Origin of the sequence: Niallia sp. 01092 (assembly GCF_052318935.1) — a bacterium.
Classification (GTDB): Bacteria; Bacillota; Bacilli; order Bacillales; family Cytobacillaceae; genus Niallia.
This window is the reverse complement of the sequence record NZ_JBQRKO010000009.1, coordinates 64,849-79,197: the sequence shown is the minus strand read 5'-3', so window position 1 is coordinate 79,197 and position 14,349 is coordinate 64,849. Positions and strand designations below refer to the sequence as shown.

General features: G+C 34.5%; 15 protein-coding genes. All 15 read left to right on the top strand.

What is annotated here, in order from left to right; translation table 11 throughout:
- Window positions 1-6 precede the first annotated feature (6 nt).
- The gene (gene hslU, locus ACTXGU_RS10225) at window positions 7-1,416 is read left to right on the top strand and encodes an HslU--HslV peptidase ATPase subunit (protein ID WP_443481417.1); all 1,410 of its coding nucleotides are present in this window, start codon (window positions 7-9) and stop codon (window positions 1,414-1,416) included.
- A gap of 232 nt (window positions 1,417-1,648) precedes the next feature.
- Window positions 1,649-2,428: a GTP-sensing pleiotropic transcriptional regulator CodY gene (gene codY / locus ACTXGU_RS10220; protein ID WP_443481416.1), complete on the top strand. Its 780-nt coding sequence runs from the start codon at window positions 1,649-1,651 to the stop codon at window positions 2,426-2,428.
- 611 nt (window positions 2,429-3,039) lie between these two features.
- Window positions 3,040-3,420, top strand: coding sequence for a flagellar basal body rod protein FlgB (gene flgB / locus ACTXGU_RS10215; protein ID WP_443481415.1), 381 nt, complete (start codon window positions 3,040-3,042; stop codon window positions 3,418-3,420).
- Between the two features lies 1 nt (window position 3,421).
- Window positions 3,422-3,880 carry a flagellar basal body rod protein FlgC gene (gene flgC / locus ACTXGU_RS10210; protein WP_443481414.1) on the top strand — a complete coding sequence of 153 codons (459 nt, stop codon included), beginning with the start codon at window positions 3,422-3,424 and terminating at the stop codon, window positions 3,878-3,880.
- Window positions 3,881-3,893: 13 nt separating this feature from the next.
- Window positions 3,894-4,196, top strand: a complete 303-nt coding sequence (gene fliE / locus ACTXGU_RS10205) for a flagellar hook-basal body complex protein FliE (RefSeq protein ID WP_443481413.1) — start codon at window positions 3,894-3,896, stop codon at window positions 4,194-4,196.
- A 133-nt stretch (window positions 4,197-4,329) separates the two neighbouring features.
- Window positions 4,330-5,913, top strand: coding sequence for a flagellar basal-body MS-ring/collar protein FliF (gene fliF, locus ACTXGU_RS10200; protein WP_443481412.1), 1,584 nt, complete (start codon window positions 4,330-4,332; stop codon window positions 5,911-5,913).
- Between the two features lie 13 nt (window positions 5,914-5,926).
- Complete coding sequence (fliG, locus tag ACTXGU_RS10195; RefSeq protein ID WP_443481411.1) at window positions 5,927-6,943, top strand: flagellar motor switch protein FliG; 1,017 nt, start codon at window positions 5,927-5,929, stop codon at window positions 6,941-6,943.
- Window positions 6,936-7,682, top strand: coding sequence for a flagellar assembly protein FliH (gene fliH / locus ACTXGU_RS10190; RefSeq protein ID WP_443481410.1), 747 nt, complete (start codon window positions 6,936-6,938; stop codon window positions 7,680-7,682). Before fliG ends, fliH begins: the two co-directional genes overlap by 8 nt.
- Before the next feature lie 3 nt (window positions 7,683-7,685).
- Complete coding sequence (fliI, locus tag ACTXGU_RS10185; protein ID WP_443481409.1) at window positions 7,686-9,002, top strand: flagellar protein export ATPase FliI; 1,317 nt, start codon at window positions 7,686-7,688, stop codon at window positions 9,000-9,002.
- A gap of 4 nt (window positions 9,003-9,006) precedes the next feature.
- Window positions 9,007-9,459 carry a flagellar export protein FliJ gene (gene fliJ, locus ACTXGU_RS10180; protein WP_443481408.1) on the top strand — a complete coding sequence of 151 codons (453 nt, stop codon included), beginning with the start codon at window positions 9,007-9,009 and terminating at the stop codon, window positions 9,457-9,459.
- Entirely contained in the window at window positions 9,460-10,101 is a 642-nt protein-coding gene (locus ACTXGU_RS10175; RefSeq protein ID WP_443481407.1) for a MotE family protein, read from the top strand.
- Window positions 10,102-10,145: 44 nt separating this feature from the next.
- Entirely contained in the window at window positions 10,146-12,299 is a 2,154-nt protein-coding gene (locus ACTXGU_RS10170; RefSeq protein WP_443481406.1) for a flagellar hook-length control protein FliK, read from the top strand.
- A 16-nt stretch (window positions 12,300-12,315) separates the two neighbouring features.
- Window positions 12,316-12,945, top strand: a complete 630-nt coding sequence (gene flgD, locus ACTXGU_RS10165; RefSeq protein ID WP_443481405.1) for a flagellar hook assembly protein FlgD — start codon at window positions 12,316-12,318, stop codon at window positions 12,943-12,945.
- 12 nt (window positions 12,946-12,957) lie between these two features.
- Entirely contained in the window at window positions 12,958-13,344 is a 387-nt protein-coding gene (locus tag ACTXGU_RS10160) for a TIGR02530 family flagellar biosynthesis protein (protein ID WP_443481404.1), read from the top strand.
- A gap of 76 nt (window positions 13,345-13,420) precedes the next feature.
- Entirely contained in the window at window positions 13,421-14,299 is an 879-nt protein-coding gene (gene flgG, locus ACTXGU_RS10155; RefSeq protein ID WP_443481403.1) for a flagellar basal body rod protein FlgG, read from the top strand.
- Window positions 14,300-14,349: the final 50 nt, after the last annotated feature.

Below are 14,349 nucleotides of genomic sequence, written 5' to 3'. Positions count from 1 at the left end.
TATTTAATGCAAAATAAAGCAAGCTTAACACCTCGTCAAATTGTGGAACGTCTCGATCAATATATTGTTGGACAAAAAGATGCTAAAAAAGCAGTGGCAGTAGCATTAAGAAATCGTTTTCGCCGCAGTTTATTAGATGAAAAGCTAAGGGATGAAATCAGTCCAAAAAATATTCTTATGATGGGTCCAACCGGTGTTGGTAAAACGGAAATTGCAAGACGTATAGCCAAAATTGTCAGTGCGCCATTTGTTAAGGTAGAAGCAACTAAATTTACAGAAGTCGGGTATGTAGGCAGAGATGTAGAATCAATGGTGAGAGACCTTGTTGAAACATCGGTCCGACTTGTAAAAGAAGAGAAGATGCTTCAAGTAAAAGAAAGAGCAGAAATAGCAGCAAATAATCGAATAGTCGACTTATTAGTGCCATCCTCATCAAAAAAACAATCAAATTACAAAAATCCACTTGAAATGCTTTTTGGCGGTGGAAATACGGAAGTAGAAGCAGAAGAACCTTCAGTGGAAGAAACGAATAAATATGAAAAAAGGAAAATAATAAAAGAAAAGCTTGCACTAGGAGAATTGGAGAATGAACAAGTAACAGTCGAAATGGAAGAGCAGCAACCTTCCATGTTTGATATGCTCCAAGGATCTGGAATGGAGCAAATGGGCATGAATATGCAAGATGCATTAAGTAATTTTATGCCTAAGAAAAAGAAAAAAAGGAAGTTAACTGTTCGTGAAGCACGAATTGTATTAACAAATGAAGAGGCACAGAAACTGATTGATATGGATGAAGTTACGCAAGAAGGTGTACAGCGAGCAGAACAAATGGGTATTATTTTTATAGATGAAATCGATAAGATTGCTAGTAAAAGCAATGGTGGCTCTTCTGCAGATGTTTCAAGAGAAGGGGTACAAAGAGATATTCTGCCAGTTGTAGAAGGATCAACGGTTGTTACAAAATACGGATCTGTAAAAACCGATCATGTTTTGTTTATTGCGGCAGGTGCTTTTCATATTTCAAAACCATCTGATTTAATCCCGGAGCTTCAAGGACGTTTTCCAATTCGTGTTGAACTTACAAAATTAACAGTTGAAGATTTCTATCGTATACTTGTAGAGCCAGATAATGCACTGATTAAGCAATATCAAGCTCTTTTATTAACGGAAGGTATAGAAATAGAATTTTCTGACGATGCTATTCATAAAATTGCAGAAGTAGCGTACGAAGTAAATCAGAATACAGATAATATAGGAGCAAGAAGATTGCATACTATACTTGAAAAATTACTCGAGGATTTATCATTTGAGGCGCCAGAAATAACTATGGACAAAATTGCGATAACACCGCAGTACGTGGAAGAAAAACTTGGTGCTATATCAAGAAATAAGGATTTAAGCCAGTTTATTTTATAATGTACGACTGAAGAAGGTAATAAGATGAAGCTGCAAACAGTGGGGTGTTAGTACAACCAATCAATTCTTTACGGGAAGTTTCCCCCCTTTGTTGTTTCGTCAGAATCTTGAGGAAGGTGTCTTACTTCCCTAAATAGGGTAATCTCCTAAAATTTGCAATAGACAAGCATGATATGATATAGAAGGAAACAAAATTTACAGATTTGGTTTTAGTTAATAGGAGGAAAAAAGAATGGATTTATTATCAAAAACAAGAAAAATTAATGCAATGCTGCAAAAAGCAGCAGGAAAACCTGTGAACTTTAAAGAAATGGCAGAAACTTTATGTGAAGTCATTGAAGCGAATATATTTGTTGTTAGCAGAAGAGGGAAACTTTTAGGTTTTGCTGTAAACCAACAAATTGAAAATGATCGTATGAAAAAAATGCTAGAAGATCGTCAATTTCCGGAAGAATATACAAAAAGCTTATTTAATATTCAAGCAACATCCAGCAATTTAGATGTAGAAAGTGAATATACCGCATTTCCCGTTGAAAATAAGGAATTATTCCAAAAAGGGTTAACTACAATTGTTCCTATTATCGGTGGTGGAGAAAGATTAGGTACTTTAATCTTAGCGCGTCTTAAAGAACAATTCCATGATGATGATTTAATCTTGGCTGAATATGGTGCAACCGTAGTAGGTATGGAAATCCTGCGTGAAAAAGCAGAAGAAATTGAAGAAGAAGCTAGAAGTAAAGCGGTTGTACAAATGGCTATCAGTTCATTGTCATATAGTGAATTAGAAGCTATTGAGCATATTTTTGAAGAATTAAACGGGAATGAAGGATTATTAGTAGCTTCTAAAATTGCAGATCGAGTCGGGATTACAAGATCGGTTATCGTAAACGCTTTACGTAAATTAGAAAGTGCTGGTGTCATTGAATCTCGTTCACTTGGAATGAAAGGTACGTATATAAAAGTACTTAATGGAAAATTCCTATTAGAATTAGAGAAACTTAAAGCAAATTAATATTATTTTATCCATGAAAGTCTGATAAAAGCTTTTATTTTTATTTGGTTTCTTCTATAAAATAGTACAGCAATCAACAAGGATGTCTTTAAACTAGGTTTTCTTTCAAATAAAAAATGATGTAAGTTGCTAACACTACTTGGCAAGTAAAGCGGAAGAGAAACCTAAATAAAAGATTATCCTTGTTTATTATTTATGCTGCACCTAATTTTCAAATCATGTAAAGAACCTCTTAAATGATGTATTATCTTCGTAAAACAAACCCCTCCATTTAGCATTTTTTCAGCAAATTTCGATATTTTTCTAGTTCTTTTCATTTTTATTACAAAAATTATCATGAATTTTTTAAAATACTATTTTGTATAGTGCTAATATACTATGAATTTAGTATTTTTTTTTTGTAAATATTAAGATAAGATATTGAATTGTTTTTGATAATCTTTTCGTATACGTGTTAAAATAGGACTATTGAATTATTAAAAATTTCCTTTTGTCCGTAGACATATTATTTCAAATTCATTACAATTATAGTCATCATGTTTTATTTTCGTCATTTACTTGCATGATTCTACAGAAAATTTATGATTAATTACCATTTATTGAGGTGTGCCATGAAACTTTTTTCTAATACGATAACGAGTTTAGAAAACGCAATAAATTATTCGAATACAAAACAAAAAGTGATTGCTCAAAATATAGCGAACGTTGATACGCCAAATTTCAAATCAAAAGAAGTTACTTTTAAGCAATCATTAACAAAAGCATTAGAAGCAAATAAAACAGATCCAAAACATATGGATTTTACATACAATAATTCTGCTCCTAAAATTGCTGCAAAAAAGAACGTTACATACAATAACAGTGGAAATAGTGTCGATGTTGATAAAGAAATGACCGATTTGGCTACAAATCAAATTTATTACAACGCTTTAATTGAAAGAATGAACGGGAAATTTAATTCCCTCGAAACTGTTATTAGAGGAGGAAAGTAATATGTCTATGTTTCATAGCATAAACACCACCGCTTCCGCATTAACAGCACAAAGGTTGAGAATGGATGTTATATCCTCTAATATGGCTAATGCAGAAAGTACTAGAGGGAGAATAGTAAATGGAGAATGGGAGCCATACAGAAGGAAGTCGGTTGTATTGCAAGCACAAGAAGAGAAAGGGTCCTTTGCATCTTATTTGCAGGCAGCAGCAAATAATCGTGCAAACGCAGGGAACGGAGTAAAAGTTTCACGAATTGTGGAGGATGAAACGCCATTTGAGTTAGTATATGACCCGGAAAATCCAGATGCGAATGAAGATGGATATGTTGAAATGCCCAATGTGGATCCTCTACGGGAAATGGTTGATTTAATGAGTGCTTCTAGATCATATGAAGCAAATGTTACAGTACTTAATTCATCTAAAAGTATGATGATGAAAACATTGGAAATCGGTAAATAGAGGAGGGGATTATATGACCATTCATTTTTCAGCAGTATCAACAGCACTGCCATTAACAAACACAAATTCGGCTAAAGAAAGCACGACAGAACCACAAAAAAGTTTTGCCTCTTTTTTAAAAGACTCCCTTCATTCAGTAAACAAAGCGCAAAATGAATCAGATGCTTTGACGAATAAGTTAGCTAATGGTGAAAACGTAGACTTATCTCAAGTAATGATTACTTCACAAAAGGCAAGCATTACTCTGCAAGCAACAATCGAAATTCGGAATAAAGCAGTTGAAGCTTATCAAGAAATGATGAGAATGACGGTTTAATCATTAAATTGGTTATTCCGTTATTTACCCACGCATATCGGTCAGAGTCTACCAACTTAAGATTTGAGAGGCAACTGTCCGTGTGTGAAAGGCCTGGAAGTTTCGCCTTATCAACAGTAACCGGGGGAAAAGAATGAAAGAGAATTTGCAAAAGTTTTTTAATCCTATGAAGGATTATTGGCTTAATCGTTCCAAAAATCAAAAAATAATGCTCATTAGCGCTGTCTTTTTACTAGTAATTATTATAGCTGTGTCCGCTTATTTTTTTTCTAGAGAAAAGTTAGTTCCTTTATATAGTAATCTATCACCTTCTGAAACGGGAGCAATTAAAGAAAATCTAGACGCAAGAGGTATCACCTCGGAAATTTCTGAAGGCGGAAAAACAATCAGTGTACCAGAAGAAGCAGTTGATACATTGAAAGTAGAACTTGCTGCTGAAGGTATTCCGAAATCTGGAAGTATTGACTATTCCTTTTTTAGTCAAAATGCAAGCTTTGGCATGACAGACAACGAATTTAATGTTTTAAAATTAGACGCAATGCAAACTGAGATTGCCAATTTAATAAAGGGAATTGACGGGATCAATGATGCGAATGTTGTCATCACTTTGCCGAAAGAAGGGGTTTTTGTTTCAGATAATAAGGGAGAAGCTTCAGCTTCTATCGTATTAAATACAAAAGCAGGATATGACTTCTCCGAAAGTCAAATCAAAGGTTTATATACACTCGTCTCGAAAAGTGTTCCTAACCTTCCTACAGATAATATCGTCATTACCAACCAAAACTTTGAGTATTTTGATTTAAATAATGCAACAAATAATGCAACAGATACATTTTCGACACAAAATAATGTCAAAAAACAAATAGAAAGAGATATTCAAAGGCAAGTGCAGACGATGTTAGGAACCTTAATGGGTCAAGATAAAGTATTGGTTTCTGTGTCTGCAGACATTGATTTTACAAAAGAAAACCGAGAAGTAAATGAAGTAACACCTGTTGATGTAGAAAATATGAAAGGCATTGCCGTCAGTGCACAAAAAATTACAGAAACATACACTGGCGAAAATGCTGCTGAAGGTGTTCCACAAACAGAACAAAATACAGATACAACCACGTATAATACGGAAAATGGTACAGGTAATGGTGATTATGAAAAAGTAGAAGAGACGGTAAACAATGAAGTGAACCGCATAAAAAGACAAATAGTAGAAAGTCCTTATAAAATACGAGATGTCGGAATTCAAGTGATGGTAGAACCGCCAGATGCTAATGATGCCTCATCACTTCCACAAGAGCGGATCGATGATATAACAAATATACTAGGTACAATTGTAAGAACAACAATCGATAAATCTGCTACGAACGGACAATTAACTGATGAGGACCTTCAAAATAAAATCGCTGTATCTGTACAGGAATTTAATGGGAAAGCAGTAGCTACCACACCCCCTGCAGCAGGAATCCCTTGGTGGATTTATGCAATTGGGGGAGGATTGTTAGCCATCATTGCGCTATTAATTTTCTTCATGCTAAGAAATCGTAAAAATAAAGCAGTATCTGAAGAAATAGAAGAAATTATTCAGCCCGTTTCCATTCCTGATGTAAATGAAGAAAAAGAGTCAGACGGAGCGGTTAGAAGAAAACAATTAGAAAAAATGGCAAAAGAAAAACCAGAAGACTTTGCCAAACTTCTTCGAACATGGATAACAGAAGACTAAGGAGAGTCAATAAATGGCAAGACGAGATGCAAGTGAACTAACAGGGAAGCAAAAAGCAGCGATTCTTCTTATATCGTTAGGTCCAGACGTTGCTGCTTCCGTATATAAACATTTAAGTGAAGAAGAAATAGAAAAACTGTCATTAGAAATATCTGGGGTTAAAAAAGTGGAAAGCACTTCAAAAGAGGAAGTTTTAGAAGAGTTTCACAATATAGCCCTTGCGCAAGATTATATTTCACAAGGCGGGATAGGCTATGCGAAAACAGTGCTGGAAAAAGCGCTTGGAACAGAACAAGCGTCGGTTATTTTAAATCGATTAACATCCTCCTTACAAGTAAGACCTTTTGATTTTGCAAGAAAAGCGGATCCTAGCCAAATATTAAATTTTATTCAAAATGAGCATCCACAAACGATCTCGTTAATATTATCGTATTTAGATCCAACACAAGCAGGGCAAATACTGTCAGAACTACCGCAAGAAATGCAAGCAGATATTGCAAAAAGAATAGCAGTAATGGATAGTACATCTCCGGAAATAATTAACGAAGTGGAACAAGTATTAGAAAGAAAATTATCAAGTACAGTTACGCAAGACTATACACAAACGGGTGGCATTGAAGCGGTTGTAGAGGTATTAAATGGCGTAGACAGAGCAACAGAACGGACAATACTAGATGCCTTAGAAATCCAAGATCCAGAATTAGCAGAAGAAATTAAGAAGAGAATGTTCGTATTTGAGGATATTGTGACATTAGATAACCGAGCCATTCAACGAATTATTCGAGATTGTGAAAATGAAGATCTTATGCTTGCATTAAAGGTTTCTGGTGATGAAGTAAAAGAAATTGTTTATAGCAATATGTCAACAAGAATGGTGGAATCTTTTAAAGATGAAATGGAATTTATGGGTCCAGTAAGACTAAAAGATGTAGAAGAAGCACAATCAAGGATTGTAGCAATTATTCGTCGCCTAGAGGATGCCGGTGAAATTGTAGTCGCACGTGGCGGAGGAGATGATATTATTGTCTAGATTAATTAAGTCAAAATGGGCAGGCCAACATTCATCCAATGAAAAGATTATTTCAATAAAATATCTTCATTCGCTTGAAAATGCAGAGAATGAATTACATCCTGGACATCAAAAAATGTTAGAAGAAGCAGCTCAGGAAGCCAATTTAATTCTTCAAAAGGCAAAGGAACAAATAGACAAACAAAAAGAACAGTTTGTTTTTGAAAAACAAAACTGGGATACAGAGAAAAAACTACTTATAGAAGAAGCGAAAACAATAGGATATAACGCGGGATTAGAAGAGGGCAGAAATATAGGGTATGATGAATTTCGTCAACATATTCAAAGTGCGCAAGACGTAGTAGAGGCTTCGAAAAATGATTATCAATCCTATATGCAGTCTGCTGAAAAAACGATTTTGCAGCTTGGAATAAAAGTTGCCGAAAAAATAATTAACGAAAGTATTTCAACGGACAATGAGTATTTTTTACATCTAGTGAAAAAAGTGTTGCAAGAGACACAAGCACAAAAAGAAATTCAATTACATGTTCATCCAAGTCAGTTTGAATATATCTTATCTGAAAAGGAAGAGTTGTTAAACATATTTCCCATACAGCCTAATCTTTTTGTTTTTCCAAATGAAAATGTATCAGAAAATGGCTGTATGATAGAAACCGCAAATGGAAGAATTGACGCCAATATCGATACACAGTTACAGCTAATTAAACAAAAACTGCTTGATATATTGGAGAGTGAATAAGGAATGAAAGCGGAAGAACTTCTTTCCGAAATTGATACAATCGATTCTTTAAAACGATATGGAAGAGTAAAAAAAGTAGTTGGTTTAATGATTGAATCACAAGGGCCAGAAAGTTCAATAGGGGATGTATGTCTTATTCATATTGGTACAAAAAACAAACGGGTAATTAAAGCAGAAGTTGTTGGCTTCAAAGAAGAAAATATTATGTTAATGCCTTATACAACCCTTCATGATATTTCTCCGGGATGCTTCGTAGAAGGGACATCTGAACCATTACAAATAAAGGTAGGGGCTGGACTAGTCGGTACGGTTGTCGATTCATTAGGAAATCCATTAGATGGCTCTGCTCTTCCCAATGGACTAAAGCAAGTACCAATAGATCAAGAACCTCCGAATCCGTTAAAAAGACCGCCTATTTCTAATCCTATGGAAGTAGGAATTCGTTTAATAGATGGATTGCTTACTGTGGGTACAGGACAGCGTTTAGGTATTTTTGCGGGAAGTGGTGTCGGAAAAAGCACATTGCTCGGTATGATAGCAAGAAATACAAAAGCTGATCTTAATGTAATAGCCCTAATAGGGGAACGAGGTAGAGAAGTTCGGGAATTTATTGAACGTGATTTAGGTCCAGAAGGGTTAAAAAGGTCCATTGTCGTAGTAGCAACTTCTGATCAACCGGCCTTAATGAGAATTAAAGGTGCTTATACAGCTACCGCAATAGCAGAATATTTTCGAGATAAAGGCTTGAACGTAATGTTGATGATGGATTCTGTTACACGGGTTGCGATGGCACAGCGGGAAGTAGGACTAGCAGTTGGTGAACCCCCGACAACAAAAGGATATACTCCCTCCGTATTTGCGATACTGCCAAAGCTATTAGAACGCACGGGGACAAATGAAAAGGGAAGCATTACCGCATTTTATACCGTTCTTGTAGATGGAGATGACATGAATGAACCGATTGCAGATACAGTTCGAGGGATATTAGACGGTCACATTGTAATGGATAGGGAGTTAGCAAATAAAGGCCAATATCCTGCTGTAAATGTACTGAAAAGCATCAGCAGGGTAATGAATCATATTGTTTCAAAAGAACATATTCGTGCAGCAGAAAGATTAAGGGATTTATTAAGCACGTACATGAATTCGGAAGACTTAATCAATATTGGTGCATACAAAAAGGGATCTTCTAAAGAAATTGACACAGCTATTAAATTATATCCCACTATTTTATCTTATATTAAGCAAACTACAGATGAAAAAGTCTCAATGGAGGAAACGTTTCACTTGTTATTATCATTAGTAGGAGCAGGGGATTAATGTTATGAGCTATACATTTAAATTTGAAAAAATTTTAACGATGAAAGAACGAGAAAAAGACGAGGTTCGTGCTACTTATAATCAAGCAGTTAAACGATTTGAGGATGCTGCCGAAAAGCTTTATGAACTGTTAAAGAAAAAAGAAAATCTTGAAGAATACCAAGCAACAAAGCTTAAAAACGGACTTTCTGTACAAGAAATAAGGCATCATCAGCAATTTGTTGTTAATTTAGTTAAACTGATTGATCATAGTCAAAAAATGGTTGTAAATGCTAGAAACTCAATGAATTTCTACCAAGAAAAACTAATGGAAAAAAATATAGAAGTGAAAAAGTTTTCCAAAATGAAAGAGAAGGATGTTAGGGAATTTAATCAATTTGCAAAAGCGTTAGAAGCAAAACAAATGGATGATATTTCTTTGCAACAATATATGCAGCCAGGAAAGTTAGGTGGCTAAATGGAGAATTTAGTAGAAGAAAAAAAGAAAACATTTAATTTTTTTCAACGGTTTTTATTAGTATTTGTTATTCCGACAGTGTTTGCCATCGTTGTTTTATTATTATTAATGATTTATTCGGGAGCAGACGTTTTGGAAAAAGGAAAAGAGCTGGCAAATAATCTTCCTTTTTTAAGTTCAGAAAAAGCGTCAAGTGAAGAAAAGGCAATCGATCAGAGTAAAAAAATTCACGAATTGGAAAACAAGCTATCTGATCAAAATAAAGAAATCTCTAAGCTTCAATCTGAGTTAGATAACAAGATGAAGCAAGTAGGAACGCTGCAGTTGGATAAAGAAAAATTGCAAAATAAGATGGAAGCACTGCAAAAGGATCAGGAACAAACAGAACAAGCATTTAATGAAATTGTCAAAACATATGAAACAATGTCAGCAAAAAGTTCAGCAGCTATTCTTGCTAAGATGAATGAGCAGGAAGGGTTGAAAATATTAGCAGCACTTAAACCTGCAACGCTTGCACCAATTTTAGAGAAAATGGATCCACAAAAAGCATCTCAATATACAGAACTTTTATCAAAAACAAGTGCTCAAAATAATACAGAAGCAAACAATGGATCAACTACAGAGGCAAATTTAAATAATTAGATCATTGGTTAAAAAAATCCTGTTATGTGAAAGGAGGTGAAAAGGTGCAACTTGGCCTCGACTATAAAGTGTTATCGCCAAATAATTCTGGCGTTGTTTTTGGACAATCATCAGTTAATAGTAACAAGTTTCAGTTGCTGCTTAACACATTGAATCAAACAAAAGGACCAGAATTAACCGAAAGCAACGATATTTTACATGCAGATGAAGAAAAGAAAGCTAGTTTACATGCGTTATTGCAAGTGTTAACAAGTGAAAATAGCTTATTAATTGATGCAAATTTATCTGTTAATCAAAAAGAAAGCGATATCCAGCAAGATGAAGATATAATACAACATTTGTTAACTAATGTGAATGACGATTCTGAATCAAAAGGAATGGATCAATCAGCCACACAGTTAAATCAACTGCTAGAAAATGTATATACCGAAGTAGAGCAGAAGCTTTATCAATTTTTAAGCACTTTTCATTTTGAACAAACAAGTGAGGATATGTTTACGGATACAGACTTCCCTGAATTGGTGAACACGATAAAAATCTTGCAAATGGCTGAAAAAGAAACTTCTACTTTAAATAAGGAAGATGAAATTTCAGAAATAGTCGAAGCATTAACGAATTTAGTTGAGAATTTAATAAATCAGACAAGTATGGCTGAGCAAGAGAAGATATCAAACAGCAGCATTACAGAAAAAAAATGGACTATTAATAGGAATCCTCTAAATTCTGGTTTTGACAACATAGAAAAGAATATGGTTCAAAAGGATGTCCAACCTTTACAATCATCAAGTTTAGTAAGTGATGATCTTAAACTAACTGGAATGAATGATGTGATAAAGGAATCAGCAATTGTTGACATAAAAAACTTACATAGAGAAAGCACTGAGGAAAAACAAAATAATCTATTAGATTCATTGACCATTGCTGAGCTAGTGAACTATATGCTGAAAAATGGTGCAGAAGAAATTCCAATGCAACAAACAGAAAAAATCGAATTTAGTAGTAAACAACCAGTAAATACAGAAGAAAAACAAAAAAATCTGTTTGATTCATTGACCATTGCTGGGTTAATGGAATATATGCTGAAAAACGGTATAGTAGAAATTTCAAAGCAACCGGATAAAACAGAATTAAGCAGTAAACAACAAGTAAATGCCGAGGAGAAGTCTCAAAATTTACTTAATTCAATGACTGTTACTAAGTTGATTGAATATATAAAAAGTGTGATGGAAGAAGTCCAGATTCAACAACCTGGAAACGAGGAATTAAGCATCACACAACCCGAAAGTATAGAAAAAATGCAACAAATCCCACAAGCGCTAATTAACGGAAACAGCAACAATGAGACAAGAAATTTAGGCTTGGCTAATATAGGATATCCATCTTATATTCAGCCGGTTCTACTTCCTGCTGATAAACAAATGAAGCACGTAACTAGCCAAGTGAATAACAAGGATGGTTTTTTTGAAAAAGGAACAGATTCATCTAGTCCTATCATGAAAATACAATCACTCGCTTCCAGCATTATCGAGAAACTAAATACAACAAATAAAACAGCAGAAAAACCAATTGTGATGTATCCAAAAATGATCAACCCATTAATGGTAGAGTCATTAAAGAAACAAGAATCGACAATATCTGCATCTACGATTCATCTTGAACCCAATGCAGAAAAAATCGAAGCAGATACAAAAACATCTATTTCAATTGGACAATTGCAAACGTCTTATCCAACAAAGCAGCAGCCTTTACAAATTTTAAATGCAAACGGCAACCCCGTTTCATCTAATCAATTGGAAGAGCAGTTAAATAAGATTTTTTCAAATGCGTCCTATATAAGAAATGGTGACAGTCAAAAGTTTACATTAAGACTAGCTCCTGAACATTTAGGATCTATTAAAATTGAAGTATATCAAAAAGAAGGCACAATACTAGCAAAAATTTTAACAGCTACACCGGAAGCAAAAGAAGTGCTAGACTCTCACCTAACAAGTCTGAAGCATGGATTAAGTTTGCAAAATTTAGTTATTGATAAAGTGGAAATTGCATACACTCCACCTGGACAACAGGAAAAAATGAATCGAGACCAGCAATCACATCAACAACAGCAGCAACAGCAAAAACAAGAGCAATCATCACATCAAGAACAAAATAAACAGAAGAAATCTTTTTTAGAAGAACTTCTGAATATAGAGAGTTAAAATAGGAAGTGAAAAGATGGCTAATACGATTGATTCTTCTTTGTATCTATCGAATTATCAGAAAAACACTGCTAAAACTGGTAATTCAAACTTAGGGAAAGATGACTTTTTAAAAATATTAATAACGCAATTGCAGCATCAAGATCCAGCTAATCCAATGGAAGACAAAGATTTTATTGCGCAAATGGCTACTTTTTCATCTTTGGAACAAATGACCAATATGAATACAACGATGAATAATTTTATTAATCTTCAAAAGCAGTCCAATCTTATTTCGTATAGTCAATTTGTCGGCAAAGAAGTAAATTGGCATAAAGCAGAAACAGATGATTCAGGGAATGAAGTAACCACTTCTGGAGCAGGCAAGGTGATATCAGTATCCTATAAAGATAATACAGCAGAATTTACGTTAGAAGATGGCTCGAAACTTTCATCTGAAAATATCTCTAGTATGAATGATAATGATAATAATCTTGTAGAAGCAAGCCAGATGATTGGTAAAATGGTGACTTATTTGGATGATAACAAAAACGAACAAAGCAATGAAGTGAAGTCTGTTTCCTTAAAAAATGGTGTGATTTATTTTACCTTAAACGATGATACTAACAGTCAAATCACTTCTAATAAAATGATAAAAATTGAATAGGAAGTGATTTTTATGGATAAACAAATTTATCCTACCTATAAATCACAAGCAGTCATCGCTAATGGCATAAATGCGATTAAAGCAAAAGGCAATCATTCAGCATCCTTTTCAGCCCATTTGCAGCAGTCAATCAGCTCGGTTGATAAGCTGAACATCAGCAAGCATGCAAATCAACGCTTACAACAAAGAGGGATTGTGATAGATGAAACGAAATGGGAACAAATAGAAGCAAAAGTAAAACAAGCAAAACAAATGGGTGTCAAAGAATCACTTGTTTTACTAAATAATGCAGCACTGATAGTAAGTGCAAAAAACAATACCGTAATTACCGCAATGGATCGGGAAGAAGCATCACAACAAATATTCACCAATATTAATGGCACGATTGTACTGAATTAAAAATATGGCTGGACCTAAAAGGGGGCCGAGAGCTGTGGAGTGATAGAAGCAGCTAATCTGAAAGGAGAAAAAATAAATGTTACGTTCATTATATTCTGGAATTAGTGGGATGAAAAACTTTCAAACAAAACTTGATGTGATTGGTAACAATATTTCCAATGTAAATACTTATGGATTTAAGAAAGGAAGAACGACTTTTAGCGACCTAATCAGTCAAACCTCAGCAGGTGCAACAGCACCAGACGGTACAACTACTGGTGGTATTAATGCGAAACAAATTGGATTAGGTGCTCAAATGGCTTCGATTGATACTTTACATACTCAAGGTAGTATGCAAACAACTGGAAGAACACTTGATTTGGCTGTTTCGGGTGATGGCTATTTTGTTTTGCAAGCTCCTGGAGATACAACTGATAATTATACAAGAACAGGAAATTTTTATTTAGATGCAGATAGAAATATTGTTAGTACAAATGGAATGTTATTGCAGGTTGAAAATGGTATTTTGAGTGAAAATGCTGATGGTACTCCTAACTATAGAAATAATAATGTAGTTGGTGGAACAAAAATTCCTAGTACTGCCCAAAGTTTCAGCATTGGTGCAAATGGTTTAATTACATATATCGATGCTGGTGGGAATACGCAAGAAGCTGGTCAAATTCTGCTTGCAAAACCTGCGAATCCAGAAGGTTTAACAAAAGCAGGAGCAAATACGTTCCAAGCTTCCAATAACTCAGGAGCTCTTTCTGGAGATCCTGCTGTTAATCGAGGATTAGTAACTTCTGGACAAGATGGAACAGGATCCATTAACAGCGGATTTTTAGAAATGTCAAATGTAGAACTTTCAGATGAATTTACCGACATGATTGTTGCACAAAGAGGTTTCCAGTCCAATACAAAAATAATTACAACATCTGATGAAATCTTGCAAGAACTAGTTAACTTGAAACGATAATAGAAGGAGGATCAGAGACTAAGGTAACTCAAAACTTTAGTTTCTGAATA